Raw genomic sequence first — 16,841 nt, 5'->3', positions numbered from 1 at the left:
AGGGCTGCACGGTGACGGCCTCAAGGCGCGCGATCGGTGAGAGCGTCGGCTCCCTCCTGCTCGACACCATGCCCGATAATCCTAACGCCGCAATGCGGGAAAGTCGGAGCGAGTTTCTGGATGGCGCATTCGAAACTCCGCACAGGTCGCATCTGGCCATGGCTGTAGTCCTCCTGTTCAGTCCGACGAACCGCGCGAGCGGCGATCGGTTCCGGCTCAAGTCTCGTGCATTCGGATGACGTCCTCGATGCCGCGCGATTGGATGCCCAGTTCTTCCAGGCCCGGCAGATCAACTGCCGCGACATTGTCACGACGCATGAGGTCGACTTGGTTGCGCGTCAGAGACACGGCCGGAAGAAACTCCGTAGCAGTCGCCAACATGCTCCACATCGCGAAAGGCACCGGCACCAGCCTGATCCGCGTCTCGAGCTGAGTGGCGATTTCCTGGACGAGTTCCCGATAGGCATAGATGCGCGTACATCTGCGGGAAAGTAGCGCAAATCATCCAATCGGATGGTTCGTGGTCTGTTCGGCGGGCTTTAGAGCCACCTCTGCCCCAGGAAAGATCGTCGCCCGGCTTGTGCCTGAATCCTCAGGTTCATCGGCAATCGGGGTCTTTGATGTCCGCCGCAAGGTCCGTCTCGAAAGTGCCCGGCAAGATGAGGGCCAGCCGCGCGTTGCAGGCGATCGCGTCGCTCACGATCTTCTGCGTCAAGACGACCTCATGCTCTTGCCTGGGGGTAACCCTCCTGTCCCGGGTTTGCTTCTTCTGATCGTCGGCCATGTTTTTCTCCCCAAAAGATGTCCCACAAAAGCGGCCCCAATGCCAATGGGCCGAGCACCGAAACAAAGGCGCCGTTTGATGACGTTCTGAGGCAATGCTCAGAATGGCGAGGACGCTGAGTTGCTCGCAGCACGGCTTATCGATTTGTACCAAGGCGGCGTTCGCGACGCGGCCTCGCTTCGCGCGACCTTGCTCAACCAGACGTGATTGATCAGCCCTCGCGCAGCTACCCCTTCGCCGCCGGGGAAGCAGAGGTGAGCTCCGCATTGTGCAGCGCGAACCCTTCCTAGTTTTTGTGCCATTAGACCTCCGCTACTGGACCCCATACCGGCCGGAAACGCAAGTACGGCAGGTTATGGATGAGATCGAGATAGTCCTTGCTGTTTGTCGGTTTCCGTTTCGGTGGTCCAGGCGGAAGCAGTTCGCGACACGCAAAGCCAATAATGAGCCTCCCCATACGGAACATTACCGATGGCTGCCGGTTCGCTTTCCAACTGGAAAGGTGCCAAACGATGGGCGATCCCAAAGATAAAGTGACCGACGAACCTAGGAGGCGGAGCCCTCCCGAGATGGATCTTGAGCCGATTCCCTTGTCAGACCGCTCCGGCGAATCCCCTTTGGACAATGGTGACGAGCGGCTGGACGAGGGCCGCGTACCAGCGGTTCCCAGCCGCGACGAGGCCAACATGGAACCGGATGAGGCCCTGCCCGAAGACAGCGAGGAGGAGATCCTCGACGACGATCCGCCGCGCGAAAAGACCCGGTTCGACGAAGAGGTTCCGATGAGCAGCCGCTAGTCTAGCCTAGATTTCGGGAACCTTTTTGCTTGCCAATGCTTTGGTACGAATTTCAAGGAGACATATCATGGGTCGCGGTATTCTGCTTTGGCTTCTCGGCGTTCCTATCCCGATCATCATTCTTCTTATGCTCTTTTTCCGATAGGAGGTCACCATGGCACCTTCAGGCGTCACCGACGTCGCAACACCGGCCGAATCCTCGGTATCAGCTGTAAGCTGGGGACCGATCATAGCAGGCGCCTTCGTCGCATCGACCTTGACACTCATTCTCACGCTTGTCGGTTCCGGTCTCGGTCTCACCATGGTGTCGCCGTGGTCCGGGGACAATCCGAGCGCAACTACGTTTGCGGTTTCAACTGCTATCTGGCTGGTCATCGTGCAGTGGCTCTCGTCTGGGCTAGGGGGTTATTTGACCGGCCGCCTTCGCACGAAGTGGGTCGGTATTCATACTGACGAGACCTTTTTCCGAGATACAGCGCACGGCTTTTTGGCTTGGGCGCTGGCAACCTTGGTTGTGGTGCTGGTCCTTGGGTCGGCGCTCTCAAGTACGGTTGGCACTGGCGTTCAGGCGATTTCAACGGTCGCATCCGGCGCGGCGATGGGCGCCTCAGTGGGGGCGACGGCGAATACCGAAAATGGGGGCACGGACGGGACGACTTCCTATTTCGTCGATGCGCTGTTTCGTCCTACCGATCCTGGTCGGCTTGCGGCGAGCGCCGAGGGAGACGCGGCTGCGGCAGCGCAGGCCTCCCGCATTCTGGTTGCAAGCGCGGTCGCAGGAGAGTTACCGGCGGACGACAAGGCATATCTAGCTCAGCTCGTTGCAGCGCGCACAGGGCTTTCAGCACCAGATGCCTCGGCGCGAGTGGATGCAGTGTTAGCCCGGGTCGAACAAGCTAGAGCTGCCGCCAAAGAGGCTGCGGATGCGGCAAGAAGGGCCGGTGCTACCTTCTCATTGGTGGGCGCCCTATCCCTCATCATTGGAGCGTTCATCGCAAGCGCGGCGGGGGCTTTGGGAGGTTCTCAGCGTGACGACGAGGAGGCGTTGTTCGTTGGCGGCCAGATGTGACTCGTGGCACCGGTAGCGACGGTACGGAAGGCCTGAAGGAGTCTTCGGGCGAAGGGGGAATGAGTCCGGTGGCGCTGTGGATGGACTGGCTTCCCATATGCAAGCTTTAAGCGTCTGGATGTCACGCTTTCATCGATACGCCCTTTCATTTCGCCCCGTGCGCGCCAAACACTGATAGCTGGAGTCGAACGCCCTCGACAGGCCTCACCAGAGTTCTCGGAAGGAACAAAAGCTGCATCCCCGGGTGAGGAAAGCATAGTGGAAAGGCGTTGGATTGGATCGTTCACATGGAGGCGCCACTAATTGAAAGAAAGCTTGCAGCGATCCTGGTGCACGATATCGAAGGTTATTCCGCTTGATGAATGCCTTCGACGAGCAGGCGCTTGCGACGGTGACGTCTCGCCCTATTGTGGTGGGTCTTATCGAAAGCGCCCGTGGTCAGATTTTCGTACCGCCGGCGACAGCGTGTTGACGGAATTTCCATCCATCGTCGTCCATGCCTTCAACTGCGCGGTCGCCATCCAGCAGGCGATGTGGCGCACAACCGGCCGCTTACCGACGACCGGAAGATTCCGCGTTGGGATCAATATCGGCGACGTTTTTAGTGAAGGCGACATCTTCGGCGATGGCGCCAATATCGCCGCCCGGCTCGAACGCCTCGGCGAGGCCGGCGGCGTCTGTATGACGAGTGGGATACGAGATCCATACGCGCGATCGCGTATTTGTCAAAGTATCCGCGGGGCCAGTTCGTCCACCTCGCCAATATTTGGCTGGCAGACATTTGCGCCAATCAAACACATAACGATCGTCGCAACGACTTCGGAACGAACGGACGAGAAAGCAGATTACGCTTGCGCCGGAAACGTCCGGAAACTATGGGAGCGGCCAGATGTTTAAGGACTTCTCACTTGAGATGATCCCTGTTTCTCAAGGCACACTCCGCGTGCGCCACGGTGGTTCCGGTCCACCCTTGCTGCTGCTTCATGGCCACCCTCGAACGCACGTGACCTGGTGGCAGATCGCAAATAGGCTCGCATCGCAATTCACGATCGTGTGTCCGGACTTGCGCGGATTTGGCCAATCGTTCCTACCCGCAGATACGCCTGATCACATCGGGTCGTCAAAAAGGGCGAAGGCCCAGGATTGCATCGAACTCATGGAAATGCTGGGGCACCGACGATTCGCGGTTGCCGGCCATGATCGCGGGAGCTACGTCGCCTATCGCGCCGCCCTGGATCATCCTGATCGCGTCGATCGGCTCGTCGTTATGGATGGAGTTCCCATTCTTGAGGCCCTGGAACGTGCCAACGAAAAGTTTGCGCGCCTCTGGTGGCACTGGTTCTTCTTCGGCACGCCGGAAAAACCGGAACGCGCCATCCTCGCCGACCCGGATGCCTGGTATGGCGGGTCGCCGGATTCCATGGGCGAGGAAGCGTTCGAGGACTATCGCAACGCCACACGTGACCCCGATGTCGTCCATGCGATGATCGAGGATTATCGCGCGGGGCTTTCGATAGACAGGGCACATGATCTTGCCGACAGGCAGGCGGGAAGGACGGTCCAGTGTCCGGCGCTCCTACTTTGGTCAAAGCGCGATGACCTCGAAGAACTGTATGGGGATCCATTGTCCGTCTGGCGCCCCTGGGCGCCGGGCATCATTGGCTGGAGCATTGATAGCGGCCATCATATGGCTGAGGAAGCTCCCGATGACGTGGCAGCGGCGCTTGCCGGTTTTCTAGGGACATCCGCCGAGCCGGTCAAACGATCAAACGCGCCCGAAATGCTTTTGTCTCCCGTGGGTGCTCGACGGAGCTTAATCAATCGGCGATGACGCCTTGCCGAGCTTCACGGACGGTTCTCGGGCCCAGACGCGCAGTTTGCCGAGCTTTGAGACGAAGTCTGATAGTCCATCTCCGCCGGGAAGGACGATGGTCCCCTCATCTAGTGCATCGGCGATTCCGGCTTTTTCGATTAACGGCATCGCCGAGGGGTCGTACCCGATGAACTTACAGTGCTGGAAGGCGTCGGCCACGAAATCGCGGGCGGTGGCTTCCTTTACAAGGTCGTCGATCGCGTCATCCGAGGTCAGCAAGACGACAGCGTCGAAGAGGACCGAAGGTCCTCCATCGATCATGTGATGTGCTTCGATCCAGGTTCCGTCCTGGGCCGTAACTCCACCGACCTTCGGAGCGATTAACTCACAAACGCCTTTTTCCTTGGCAATCGCCGCCGTCAAACCCTTCAACAAAGCTGCATCGAGGCCGTCGGTGATCAGGATGCCGAGCTTGCGGCCCTCGAAACGTTTCGGCCCACGCTCGACAATGCTGAGCGCCGGGGAGGGTTCAAGATCCTGCCGTGTAGGCATCGCCGCATCAGCCGGGCTTGGCATCGATTGGAAACCGAGCTTCTGGGCAACCGTGTCTGCCAGCGTCTCGTCGATGTTGAGGAGATGGGACACCATTCGTTCGCGGATAGCCGGCCTCTCCACCTTGCTCAGCTCAAATGTCAGAGCTGCCGCGATATGGCGTTGCTCGGGCGCGGTCTGGCTGATGTAGAACTGTCGAGCCTGGCTGTAATGGTCGGCAAAGCTCTCCGGCCGCAGCCGCGCCTTGGTGCCAGTCTCTTCGGCGGGGAAATGGCGGTAGCCGCTCATCGGCGATTCCCGTGCCCCCTCGTCGAAGGAGTTCGGCTGGTAGTTCACTCTGCCGACCGGATTGCGCATCGCCATGTGGCCATCCTGCTGGAAATGCGCGAAGGGACACTTCGGCGCATTGATCGGAAGATGGGTGAAGTTCGGGCTGCCGAGACGTTTCAGCTGCGTGTCGAGATAGGAGAAGTTACGACCCTGTAGAAGAGGATCGTTGCTGAAATCGATGCCAGGCGGAACATTCTGCGTCATGAACGCCACCTGCTCGGTCTCGAAAAAGAAGTTGTCGGGCATGCGATCAAGAACAAGTCGTCCAACCGGTTGGGGCGCCAGGATCTCCTCGGGGATGATCTTCGTCGGGTCAAGCACGTCGAAATCGAAGCTGTCGGCAAACTCCTGATCGAACAGCTGCACTTGCAATTCCCACTCCGGGAAATTGCCGGACTGAATGGCCTGCCATAGATCCCGCCGATGGAAATCGGGATCGGCGCCATTGATCTTCACCGCCTCGTTCCAGGTGACGGACTGGAGGCCAAGCTTAGGCTTCCAGTGGAACTTCACGAAGGTCGACTCGTCCTTGGCATTGACAAAACGGAAGGTGTGAACTCCAAACCCTTCCATGAACCGGAACGAGCGAGGGATGGCACGGTCCGACATCACCCACATGATCATGTGCATGCTTTCCGGCGACAGGCTGATAAAGTCCCAGAATGTGTCGTGGGCGGATTGTGCCTGGGGGAAGGCGCGGTCCGGCTCGGGCTTCACCGCATGAATGATATCGGGGAATTTGATTGCGTCCTGGATGAAGAAGACGGGAATGTTGTTGCCAACCAAGTCCCAGTTTCCCTCATTGGTGTAGATCTTCACCGCGAAACCGCGAACGTCGCGCGCAAGATCGAAGGATCCCTTGCTGCCGGCAACTGTAGAGAAGCGGACAAAAGCCGGCGTCCTCTCGCCTGCCCGCTGAAAAACATCGGCCCGGGTATAAGCGGCGAGCGAGTCGTAGGTCTCGAAATAGCCGTGGGCTCCATAGCCTCGTGCGTGAACCACCCGCTCGGGTATCCGCTCGTGGTCGAAGTGGAAAATTTTCTCGCGGAAGTGAAAGTCGTCGATGACAAGGGGACCGCGTGGCCCAACGCGGAGCGAATTCTGGTCGTCTGCAACGGGGCCACCCTGAGCGGTGCTCAGGATAGGGGTAACATCTTCCGCGATCTGATGCAGTTCGCCACCTTCTCCCCGCCGCAGCTTCTGATCATGGATTGTCACGGTTTCCCGCGGCTTCAAGGTCGACTTTTCGAGAGATTTCTTAGCCATGGGGCGAACTCCGGTGGAATTTTCTGGCCGAGGACTGCGCTCGAGGCACACACTTGCTCGCGCGGGGAGAAAGCCGCCTGGCAAGGCGGCTTCCCGATATCGAAGTGCGACTACTCGGCGGCCTGCCTGTACGCCTTGGGGTTTGCCGCGGCTTCGCCAAGTGCCGTCAGCTTCTGATCGGTGGCGATCTCCTCCTGGAGATTGGCATCAAGGAGTGCGACGGCTCCATTGAGGCCAAGCTGGGCCGCCCATGATTTGAGTGTTCCATAACGGGCGATCTCATAATGCTCGACGGTCTGGGCCGACGAGATGAGGCCGGCATCAAGGGCGGCGGTGCCCTTGTATTCTTCCATGATCTCTTCGCCTTCGGAAATCATCCCTTGAATGGCTTCGCACGTCTTGCCTCGGGCCGGTTTTCCGATGATCTCAAAAACCTGACCAAGCCGCTCGATCTGGCCTTCAGTCTCATCCCGATGCTTTAGGAAGCCGGCCTTGCCTTCTTCAGACTGCGCAGCCCGCGCCATCTTCGGAAGTGCCTTGAGGATCTGCTTTTCAGCGAAGTAGATGTCTTTAAGCGTATCGTGGAAGAGATCGCTCAAGTCTTTCGTCTTGGGAGTCATTGGGTAATCTTTCTCCATTTTCGAGTTGGACTTCAGGGAGTTCAAATCTCGAACAGTCAGGTGGGGGTCACCAAGTCATCAATCCGAACGATGTCAGACAAGCCCAAACGTTGCGGCGCCGGGTATGTTCCGAATTTGGTGTGGGGAGATCGAAAACTCGCAGCATTAAAAGGAGAATGACTGTTCGGTATTGAATGTTTTCATCCTGTCTCCAGACATCATTTTGCTTTCTGCAAGATACCTTTTCTCTTTGACAATTTTCGCCTTAGCGCCGTTTGAGGTGCGGCTCGCAAGGAGAATTGGTCTCGATTCAGGGATGCACCCAGCGCCGCGCTAGTCCTGAATACCTCGGTCAAGAATTTAAAGTTGCCACGCAACTGGAACAAACTGTGTTCTCGTCGGTTGCAAGCCACGACTATCAGAACCCTGACAAAAACAGATTCCGTTTCCCAAAACGCGATCGTCGTCTCGACGTTCGCGACCGTAGATGTGCGAAGTGAGTAATGCGAAAGATCGTCGTCATCAGTGATTTCCAGGACGGCTGGCCACCGGTTTCACAGGCTCCCACCAAGACGGAACGTTTGGCGGCCTGGGCATCCCGTTTCAAGGATGAGATGGCTGCTTGGCCAACGCATGAAAATGTAGTGCACGTGTCGGGCGGATATCTGGAGCGACTGCCACTGGCCAGCGTGGCTGACGGCCTAGTCGATCGGGCGGAGATCTGGAGCCATTGGCGGGCCAGCAACCCACCCCCTGAGGTTAAGGAGAATTCCTTCCTTACGCGACGCTCCTTTTACCTCGATGGAAGTACTTCCCCATTTTCGTCGGACGACATGCTTGCCCATATCGAGATTTATGGCGCTCCAGATATTCTTTGTGTCTGGGGCCTGGGGGTTGGTGAGGAAATCCTCCAGGCCTGCCAAACCAGCTTCAAAATCTATAACTCAATCGACGCGCCGGCGCTGCGCGTCCCTTCGACCACAAGCCGCCATTTCGATCTAATCCTGACAGGATCAGAGGAGCAGAGCCGCGACGTCGAGGCACGTCACCCGGGCAAACGCACCGCGATCCTTCCGATCGGCCCGGAATTTGCTGCACCGTCGATGTTCTTTCCCATCGAGGGGGCCAAGGCTTACGACATAATCTATGTGGCTGCCGCGCAAGCCTACAAGCGCCACGATATCCTGTTTCACGCGCTCGCCAAGTTGCCCAGAACTGTGCGGGCACTTTGTGTATTCGGCTACGGCGATCAATCCGAGCAACTGCGTCATCAAGCGACAGAATTGGAGCTTAACGTCGATTTTGTCGGACCTCCTGGCGTCTCCTTCGGGGAGGTCAACAGATTGATGAACCTCGCTCGGATGGGAGTGGTGTGCGGTGTCGATGACGGGGCGCCGGCGGTCCTGACCGAATACATGCTCGCGGGCTTGCCGGTGCTCGTCAACGCCGAATTGCGATGCGGCCAGCAATACATCACTCCGCAAACCGGGGCCACCGCAAAGTCGGACAAGTTTCACATCGGCATTGCCGGGATGTTGTCGCGGCTTGCGGACTTCAGCCCACGCGCCGCAGTCCTTCGATCTTGGACTTGGCCCCACTCCATCAAGAAACTTCGCCAGCTAATTCGAGCCGAACAGTCAGCCAAGAAGGAGGCGCGCGGCAATTGAAGTTGTTCCAGCCTACGAACAGCTCAGCGCGGAATGAGTATGGATATTCTAACTGCAGTTCCAAAGACCAACGACAATTCCAGCAATGCTTGCGCACCGGTGATTTGTTTTTCACACCTGCGCTGGGATTTTGTCGTGCAGCGGCCACAACACCTCATGGAGCGCTTTGCTCGGGAGCGGCGCGTATACTTCTTTGAAGAGGTCATTCCGACCGATCACCATCTTGCCTACCTGGAGATCCATTCTTTCGCGGGCACGACCGTAAAAGCCGTTAGACCCCGAATCCCCAGAGGATGGACCGAGGCGCAACGAAACTCCGGTTTGGCGGGACTGCTTGACGAGCTTCTCGAGCTTGCAGGTCATCGCAAGCCAATCTTGTGGTTCTACACGCCGATGATGTTTCCGTTCGCCCGGCATATCGATGCGGCCGCAATAGTTTATGACTCCATGGACGAGCTCGCCAACTTCAGATTTGCTCCGGCAAATATCGGGGGGCTGGAGCGTGAGCTGATGCAACGGGCTGATGTGGTGTTCACGGGCGGCCATAGCCTCTACGACGCCAAACGCCTCATGCACGACAACATTCATCCCTTTCCGTCCAGCGTGGATGTGCGGCATTTCCGGTCGGCACGCAAGCAGCCGATCAATCCGCCGGATCAGGCGGACCTCGCTGGCCCGGTCCTCGGTTTTTGCGGCGTCATCGACGAGCGTCTTGATCTCGAACTGATCAGAGCCTTGGCAGATCACCGGCCGTACTGGTCAATCGTCCTCATTGGTCCCGTGGCCAAGATCAAAGTCGAGGACCTGCCACGCGCACCCAACATCCATTATCTGGGCCAGAAGCACTACGCGGACCTTCCTGCCTACTTCTCCGGTTGGGACGTGGCTCTGATGCCGTTTGCCCTCAACGAAGCAACCCGATTCATCAGCCCCACAAAAACGCCGGAATACCTGGCCGCCGGGCTTGCCGTGGTCACCACGCCGATCGTTGATGTCATGCGCCAATACGCAGACATCAGCGGCATATTCTTCGCGTCTGATGCGGGTAAATTCGTAGAGGCATGCGAAGCCGCTCTCAAACTCAAGCCCAGGTCAGGAAAATGGCTGACGGGCGCGGACGAACTGCTGTCGACGTTTTCCTGGGACGAGACGCACCGGCGAATGAACGGACTGGTGCAGGAGGCGGCTGAAACAAACGCGCGTCCGCCGGTTGCCCCCGCCTCGCGAAGGACGGCAAAATCGACGTCGAAACGCCGTACCTATGATTTTGTAATCGTCGGTGCCGGCTTTGCGGGATCTGTCCTTGCCGAGAGGCTGGCAAATGAGGGCAAGCATCATGTCCTTATTTGCGATCGACGATCCCACATTGGTGGCAACGCGTACGATTTCTACAACGAGCACGGCATTCTTGTTCACAAGTATGGCCCGCACATTTTCCACACCAACAGCGAAATGATCTTCGACTATCTGTCGCGCTTTACTGCTTGGAGGCCTTACGAACACCGCGTGCTTGCACAGGTGGCGGGTAAACTCTTGCCGATCCCGATCAACCGCACAACCCTCAATGGACTTTACGGACTTGAACTTAAGGACGACGCCGCGGCTGCCCAATATCTCGCCTCCAAGGCGCGGCCGATGGATCGGATACGCACTTCGAAGGATGTCGTTGTCGCGCAGGTCGGACTGGATTTGTACCGGACGTTTTTCGAGGGCTACACCCGCAAGCAATGGGGATTGGATCCTTCCCAACTCGACAAGGCCGTTACCGCGCGCATTCCGACCCGTACGAACACAGACGATCGCTATTTTCAGGACACATTCCAGGCGATGCCGAAGGATGGCTACACGAAAATGTTCGAAAATATGCTGGATAGCGATCACATCGACATCCGGCTCAATACCGACTTTCGGGATGTCCGAGAACAGTTCCCCGACGCGCATATCATTTTCACCGGGCCGATCGACGAGTTTTTCGATTATCAGTACGGCCGGCTCCCTTACAGGTGTCTGCGGTTCGAACACACGACTTACGACCGGCGGCGACTTTTGCCCGTTGGGGTCGTGAACTTTCCCTCGGAGAAGGTCCCCTATACGAGGGTTACCGAATTCAAGCACATCACGGGGCAAGTCCACCCCAAGACGAGCATCTGTCACGAGTTCGCCTGTTCGGAAGGCGACCCATACTATCCGATACCCAGACCGGAAAATCAGGAGCTCTACAACCAGTATGCGCTTCTTGCTCGCTCGCGCAGCGATGTAACCTTCGTCGGAAGGCTGGCGAGCTACCGCTATTACAACATGGACCAAGTCGTCGGTCAGGCACTTTCGACATTCAGTCGATTTCAGGCCAGGGAGACGGCGCAGGTCGGGTTGGGTGTCCGTTGACCCCGCCCCTTGAGCCAAAGCGGAAACTCATCCTTGCGACCGATAGCTCTGACGCATCTGGCATGGGCGCTCATATGCTTGTTCTCGGCGCGTGTTTGCGCGATCGCTTTGAGGTTACGGTAGCTGTGCCGCGCGGGTGCGAAGGCAATCTTACCTCGACAGCCTTCGCGCTCGGCCTGGCCGTCAAAGAGTTCAACGACATCACAGAGTGCGGCTTGTGGCTGCAGTCGTTTGACGCCGATCTCCTCCATGTGCACGCTGGCATTGGCTGGGAGGGGCATGGGCTTGCGCACGCCGGAAAAGCCGCTGGTGTTCCAGTTATCCGAACGGAACACTTGCCGTTTCTCCTCACCGACGAGGATCAGAAGGCGACTTTTCGGGAGGGCCTCGGCTCCGTAGAGCGGCTAATCGTCGTCTCCCGCACGGCGGAGTTGACGTTCTCGAGGGAGAGCATCGATCCAAAGAAGATCTCTGTTGTCCGCAACGGAATTCCACGGCTTCCCGAGGGAATCCGCGTGCGGTCGCAGTGGGGTGGCCAACGAGCAAACACCCTCATCTCGATTGCTCGTTTTACACCGCAGAAAGATCATCCGACATTGGTAAGGGCGATGCCCACTGTCCTGGAACAATTCCCGGATGCGGTGTTGCTGCTGGTTGGAACTGGTCCTGAGGTCACCGCTGTGAAGGACCTGGTCGTGCGGCTCGGGATTGAACAGGCGGTGCTGTTCGCGGGGCAGCGCAACGACATAGCTTCGTTGTTGGCTTCAGCGGATGTTTTCGTTCTCGCCTCGCTTTTCGAGGGGCTGCCACTGGCTGTTCTTGAGGCGATGTCCATTGGAGTGCCAGTTGTTGCGACCGCCATCGGAGGCACGACTGACGCTCTTGGTGACGATCACCCCTTCCTCGTCGAACCGGGTAGTCCGGAAGCACTTGCTGAGGGAATTATCGCCGTCCTAGGCGATCCGATAGCGGCCGCTCGCACAGGAGAGGCGGAGCGGCTGAGGTTCAAACAACACTTCACCGCAAGGCGGATGGTCGAGGAAACCGAGGAAATTTACCGAGCCGTTCTCCATGCGGGGGTCGGCAACGAAAGAGAGCACCCAGCCATGGAACGCACGCGCATCGGTTTTATTGGAGCGGGCGGGATCGCGACCCGCCATCTCGATATTCTGGCGGGATTCGACGACGTGGAACTTGTGGGGTTTGCCGATCCGGACATGGAACGCGCCAGGCACGCGGCAGGCCGCTTTGGCGCCAGAGCTTTCAGTTCCTGCGTCCAGATGCTGGACGGACTGGAAATTGATGCCGCCTATATTTGCGTTCCCCCGTTTGCACATGGCGATGTCGAGCGGGAGCTTATTGCCAAGCGTATTCCATTTTTTGTCGAAAAGCCTGTCAGTCTGCATCTTGATCTCGCACAAGAGCTCGCCGCCGCAATTGCCACGGCCGGTCTGATTACCGCGGTGGGCTACCATTGGAGATACCTCGACATCGTTGAGGAAGCCCGCCAACACCTGGCGGAGAACCCCGCGCAGCTCATCTCGGGGTACTGGCTCGATCAGACCCCGCCGCCGCGATGGTGGTGGAAGAAGGATACCTCAGGGGGGCAAACGGTGGAGCAGACGACGCATATCGTCGATCTCGCGCGTTACCTTGTCGGCGATATCACCCGCGTTTTCGGCCAGACTACCCATAGAAGAAGGGATGATTTTCCTGATCTTGATGTCGCCACATCGAGCACGGCCAGTCTTTCATTCGCAACCGGCGCAATCGGAAACATCGCCTCCACCTGTGCCCTGAGGTGGGGGCATCATGTCGGATTGAACATCTTTGCCGATGGGTTGGCGATCGAACTGACAGACCATGACATCATGGTAGACGTCGGAGCAGGGAGGCCTGTTCGCCGGGCGGAAGGAGACCCGGTGTGGCTGGAGGATCGCGACTTTGTTGATGCGGTGCGGGGCGGCGAAAGTCGCATCCGCTGTCCTTACCACGAAGCGCTCGCGACCCACCGCATTGCACTGGCCCTGACCAAGTCTGCCGAAACCGGTCAGCCGATCGACCTCCACAACTTTTAGGAAGTTATGCCGATGTCCAGCCGCACCATAAGATCACTCGGCGTGGAACGCCCCGGAAAAATGTACTTCTTGGATTACGATGAGGAAGCGCCAACCGATGGCCAGGTACAACTTGACACGCTCTTTACCGGGTTTTCAGCCGGGACCGAGTTAACGTTCCTCAAAAACACCAATCCATATTTTCGCTCACGTTTCGACAACGAGCGGGGCGTTTTCATCGAGAAGGAGCCTGACCTAACCTACCCCATACCGTTTCTCGGTTACATGGAGGTGGCGCGGGTCGCTCACACAAGCGCCGTTGGCTATAAAACAAACGATATCGTTGCGGCGACCTATGCGCATAAGACCGGCCACCTGGCCGACCCGTTTCGCGATCTTCTCGTCCCGCTTCCCGTCACGATCGATCCCGTGCTGGGTATCTTTGTCGCACAGATGGGCCCGATCGCGGCGAATGGCATCCTCCATGCCGATGCGGATGCGTTCGGACCGGCAGTGTCGTTCCTGGGATGCGGGGTCATCGGTCGACGCGTGCTCGTTATCGGAGCCGGGACTGTGGGCTTGCTCACGGCGCTCTTTGCCAAGACCGTCGGCGCTACGCAAGTCGTCATCGCCGATCCTTCAGAGTTCCGCCGGGACAAGGCAGAGGCGATGGGCATTCTTGCGATGACCGAGGAACACGCGTGGCAGCATGCCAAGGCGCACTGGCACGATGGCGTGGCCAACCGCGGGGCCGATCTCGTCTTTCAAACTAGAGCGCATTTGGAAAGCCTCAACGTCGCGCTCAAGGCCGTGCGCCCCCAGGGGAGCGTCATTGACCTGGCATTTTATCAGGATGGTTCCGACAGACTGAGATTGGGTGAGGAATTCCACCACAATGGCCTCAACATCCGTTGCGCGCAGATCAATCGCGTTCCGCGCGGTCTCTCACCTCATTGGAGCCGACGCCGGCTTGCGGGCGAGACAATCGAACTCTTGTTTCTCCAAGGTGAACTGATCAAACAGCACATGATCACCCACGTGGTTCCCTTTGAGGGTGCACCGGAGTTCCTTTCAGACCTGCTGGAGAGGCGGTTTGAGTTCCTGCAGATCGTCTTTAAGGTGCAGCCATGACGGTGCCGAGCCCCAAGACCGTCCTCTTCGTCTTCGGCTGGTTGGTCGTTGGGGGAGAGGAGACGGAGGTCCGTCTGCTTGCTGCCAACATCGACCGTTCCCGCTACAAGATCGATGTGGTTGCTTGTCTGCGCAAGGACACCATGCCCGTGCAGACGCATGACCAGCTGCGGGCTCTGGGAATCGAGGTGGACATTGCACCCTATTCGATGTCCCTGGAAGAAACCGTTGCCTATCTCGCCGACAAGATCCCTGCTTATGACGTGGTGGTTTCGTGCCAGAACGTTGCCGACATCTATCCGGCACTCGAACGACTGCACATTCGTCCGCCGTTGATCGAACATGGTGGTCTGGTCCTGGAAGCTCTGAGCGGCCCAAAACACTTTACCAGTCGCTACGTCGGTGTCTGTCGCTCCATTCGCGACGCAGCCGCCTCCCGAATGCCCGGGCGGGAATCTCACGCCAGAGAAATTCCCTCAATGGTCGATCTCAAGGAGTTCCAGCCGAGCCGGCGGCGTGCCATGCGCCGGCAGCTTGGCATCTCCGATGATACGATCCTGGTCGGCTGGGTCGGGCGCCTCGACGCAAAAAAAAATGTGGAGACTTTCATCGAGGCGGCCTCGATCATACATGCCGAAGATGGGGGCATGCGCTTTGTGATCGTTGGCGGACCAGATGCCTTCATGCCGCAATATGCGCTGCAACTCAATGCTCTCTGTAACGAGCGTGGACTGGATGCTGTCTTGAGCTTCCTCGGCGACCGCGCCGATGTTCCGGATCTGCTTGCAGCGCTCGACGTGTTTGTCTGGCTGTCCCGGGACGAAGGCATGCCCCATGTCATTTCCGAGGCCGGGGCCGCCCGCCTTCCAGTGATTGCAACGGCCGACAACGGTTCGAGACAACAAATCAAACATGGCCTCTCGGGCTATTTTGTAGGACATGCCGATCCGCAGGCAGTTGCGGACGCCATCACATTGCTTGCCGGCTCGCCGGAGTTGCGCGCCAGCCTCGGTCTACAGTTGCGCAGGCACGTAGAGGAAAATTACAGCGTCGAAGCGGTCGTTCCGCAATGGGAGGCGCTGTTTGATGAGGTCCTTACGGAAAGAGCGCCATGCGGTCCGACCGGGCTATTTCAATCTTTCTTCCTCGGCGGATTTGAATGCTCGACGCACCGAATCCGACCACCGGGCGGCACGGGTCTTGGTCGGCGGCTGGACATGATAGCCTCGATAAAACACGAGCAGCATGCAGAGAATGACTACCGTCAGTTGGCGAGCCATTATATCAGCAGTGTAAGGGACGGTTTCCGCTGGCATCTGGTCGAGCGATTACCCGGAGCATATGACTGGGACAGCGTTCTACCCCTGATACGCGCGGCCCGGACGACGGGCACGCAGGTCATCTGGGATCTGCTGCACTACGGCTGGCCTGATGATATCGATATATGGTCGCCTTCATTTGTAAGACGGTTTTCGCGTTTTGCCGGTGCTGCCGCGAAACTCCTGCGAAGCGAAATCAACAATCCGCCGTTCTTTGTGCCTGTTAACGAAATTTCGTTCCTTTCATGGGCGGGCGGAGACGCGGGTTACCTTAATCCATGGGCGGGGCGCCGAGGCTTCGAGCTGAAAGCGCAGCTTGCGCGCGCCTCGATCGCTGCGATGGATGCCATTCTGGAGGTCGAGCCTCGTTCCCGATTTGTCCACTGCGAACCCGCCATCAATGTTGTTGTCGATCCCGAGCGTCCAGCCGACCGACCTGCTGCTGAAGGCCACCGATTGGCACAATATCAGGCTTGGGACATGATTTCGGGACGCTTGTGGCCCCAGTTAGGAGGCGCGGAAAAGTATCTCGATATCATCGGCGTCAACTACTACCATAACAATCAGTGGATCCACGGCGGCCCGACGATCGACGTCGAGCACCCCCTCTACAAACCATTGCGCAAAATTCTTGTCGAAACCTACGCTCGATATGGAAGGCCGATGCTGATCGCAGAGACGGGTATCGAAGGCGATCGCCGGTCCGATTGGCTGGCGTATGTGGGGGAAGAAGTGAGGGCTGCGATGAAGTGGGGAGTGCCGATAGAGGCTGTGTGTCTTTACCCCATTGCAAACCATGCAGGGTGGGACGACGATCGGCCCTGCGAGAACGGCCTGCTATCAGCGGAGCCCACGCCATCTTTTCGCGAGGTTTATCAGCCGCTAGCCGATCAGTTGGACAGTCAGGTAAAAACGATCGAGGCTTTCCTGAAAGAGATTGAGAGCAAACACGATATTTTTTCGCGAGACACGCGTGCGTCACATGTGTCGTGAAAGAGAGTGGGTTCAACCGTGAAGACAGGGTTCGATGGTCAACAGCCGGTAAGGAACA

The 16,841-nt window shown here is 58.1% G+C and carries 11 protein-coding genes and 1 pseudogene; 8 read left to right on the top strand and 4 right to left on the bottom strand.

Going from position 1 to position 16,841, the window contains the following annotated elements; all coding sequences use genetic code 11:
• Positions 1 to 216: 216 nt before the first annotated feature.
• Both ASE60_RS35420 and ASE60_RS03285 read right to left on the bottom strand, forming a co-directional pair.
• Positions 217 to 381 (bottom strand): hypothetical protein, encoded by a 165-nt coding sequence (locus ASE60_RS35420; protein ID WP_244495515.1) that lies wholly within the window; start codon positions 379 to 381, stop codon positions 217 to 219.
• A 217-nt stretch (positions 382 to 598) separates the two neighbouring features.
• Positions 599 to 784, bottom strand: a complete 186-nt coding sequence (locus ASE60_RS03285; protein WP_057248320.1) for a hypothetical protein — start codon at positions 782 to 784, stop codon at positions 599 to 601.
• 512 nt (positions 785 to 1,296) lie between these two features.
• On the opposite strand from ASE60_RS03285, the gene ASE60_RS03280 reads away from it, so the two are divergent.
• The 4 genes from ASE60_RS03280 to ASE60_RS03270 all read left to right on the top strand — a co-directional run bounded on the left by ASE60_RS03280 (position 1,297) and on the right by ASE60_RS03270 (position 4,481).
• Complete coding sequence (locus ASE60_RS03280; RefSeq protein WP_156414565.1) at positions 1,297 to 1,581, top strand: hypothetical protein; 285 nt, start codon at positions 1,297 to 1,299, stop codon at positions 1,579 to 1,581.
• 154 nt (positions 1,582 to 1,735) lie between these two features.
• Positions 1,736 to 2,650 carry a hypothetical protein gene (locus ASE60_RS03275; protein WP_057248318.1) on the top strand — a complete coding sequence of 305 codons (915 nt, stop codon included), beginning with the start codon at positions 1,736 to 1,738 and terminating at the stop codon, positions 2,648 to 2,650.
• Between the two features lie 303 nt (positions 2,651 to 2,953).
• Positions 2,954 to 3,547 (top strand): adenylate/guanylate cyclase domain-containing protein, encoded by a 594-nt coding sequence (locus tag ASE60_RS34375; protein WP_156414564.1) that lies wholly within the window; start codon positions 2,954 to 2,956, stop codon positions 3,545 to 3,547.
• The gene (locus ASE60_RS03270; protein ID WP_082615717.1) at positions 3,540 to 4,481 is read left to right on the top strand and encodes an alpha/beta hydrolase; all 942 of its coding nucleotides are present in this window, start codon (positions 3,540 to 3,542) and stop codon (positions 4,479 to 4,481) included. Before ASE60_RS34375 ends, ASE60_RS03270 begins: the two co-directional genes overlap by 8 nt.
• Here ASE60_RS03270 and catE read toward each other — a convergent pair.
• Positions 4,464 to 6,611, bottom strand: a complete 2,148-nt coding sequence (gene catE, locus ASE60_RS03265; protein WP_057248317.1) for a catalase C — start codon at positions 6,609 to 6,611, stop codon at positions 4,464 to 4,466. The two genes, ASE60_RS03270 and catE, sit on opposite strands and share 18 nt — an antisense overlap.
• A gap of 110 nt (positions 6,612 to 6,721) precedes the next feature.
• Positions 6,722 to 7,231 carry a ferritin-like domain-containing protein gene (locus tag ASE60_RS03260; protein ID WP_057248316.1) on the bottom strand — a complete coding sequence of 170 codons (510 nt, stop codon included), beginning with the start codon at positions 7,229 to 7,231 and terminating at the stop codon, positions 6,722 to 6,724.
• A 503-nt stretch (positions 7,232 to 7,734) separates the two neighbouring features.
• Between ASE60_RS03260 and ASE60_RS34370 the strand changes: the two genes are divergently transcribed.
• From ASE60_RS34370 to ASE60_RS03240, 4 genes and pseudogenes are all read left to right on the top strand, one after another.
• Entirely contained in the window at positions 7,735 to 8,898 is a 1,164-nt protein-coding gene (locus ASE60_RS34370) for a glycosyltransferase (protein WP_112995283.1), read from the top strand.
• A 39-nt stretch (positions 8,899 to 8,937) separates the two neighbouring features.
• Positions 8,938 to 11,283 carry a UDP-galactopyranose mutase gene (gene glf, locus ASE60_RS03250; protein WP_057248460.1) on the top strand — a complete coding sequence of 782 codons (2,346 nt, stop codon included), beginning with the start codon at positions 8,938 to 8,940 and terminating at the stop codon, positions 11,281 to 11,283.
• 62 nt (positions 11,284 to 11,345) lie between these two features.
• Positions 11,346 to 14,471 (top strand): annotated as a pseudogene (locus ASE60_RS03245) (glycosyltransferase).
• Positions 14,468 to 16,783 carry a glycosyltransferase family 4 protein gene (locus ASE60_RS03240; RefSeq protein ID WP_057248315.1) on the top strand — a complete coding sequence of 772 codons (2,316 nt, stop codon included), beginning with the start codon at positions 14,468 to 14,470 and terminating at the stop codon, positions 16,781 to 16,783. The pseudogene ASE60_RS03245 and the gene ASE60_RS03240 overlap by 4 nt, the downstream one beginning before the upstream one ends.
• Positions 16,784 to 16,841 lie beyond the last annotated feature (58 nt).

The sequence above is a fragment of the Ensifer sp. Root278 genome, from assembly GCF_001429285.1.
Taxonomy (GTDB): Bacteria; Pseudomonadota; Alphaproteobacteria; order Rhizobiales; family Rhizobiaceae; genus Ensifer.
Note: the sequence above shows the minus strand (reverse complement) of the source record. Positions and strands in the feature narration are given on the sequence as shown.

Coding starts and splice junctions, on each gene's coding strand:
- catE (WP_057248317.1), bottom strand. CDS start 6,611: ATGGCTAAGAAATCTCTCGAAAAGTCGACCTTGAAGCCGCGGGAAACC.
- ASE60_RS03285 (WP_057248320.1), bottom strand. CDS start 784: ATGGCCGACGATCAGAAGAAGCAAACCCGGGACAGGAGGGTTACCCCC.
- glf (WP_057248460.1), top strand. CDS start 8,938: ATGGATATTCTAACTGCAGTTCCAAAGACCAACGACAATTCCAGCAAT.
- ASE60_RS03240 (WP_057248315.1), top strand. CDS start 14,468: ATGACGGTGCCGAGCCCCAAGACCGTCCTCTTCGTCTTCGGCTGGTTG.
- ASE60_RS03270 (WP_082615717.1), top strand. CDS start 3,540: ATGTTTAAGGACTTCTCACTTGAGATGATCCCTGTTTCTCAAGGCACA.
- ASE60_RS03275 (WP_057248318.1), top strand. CDS start 1,736: ATGGCACCTTCAGGCGTCACCGACGTCGCAACACCGGCCGAATCCTCG.
- ASE60_RS03260 (WP_057248316.1), bottom strand. CDS start 7,231: ATGACTCCCAAGACGAAAGACTTGAGCGATCTCTTCCACGATACGCTT.
- ASE60_RS35420 (WP_244495515.1), bottom strand. CDS start 381: ATGTTGGCGACTGCTACGGAGTTTCTTCCGGCCGTGTCTCTGACGCGC.
- ASE60_RS34370 (WP_112995283.1), top strand. CDS start 7,735: ATGCGAAAGATCGTCGTCATCAGTGATTTCCAGGACGGCTGGCCACCG.
- ASE60_RS03280 (WP_156414565.1), top strand. CDS start 1,297: ATGGGCGATCCCAAAGATAAAGTGACCGACGAACCTAGGAGGCGGAGC.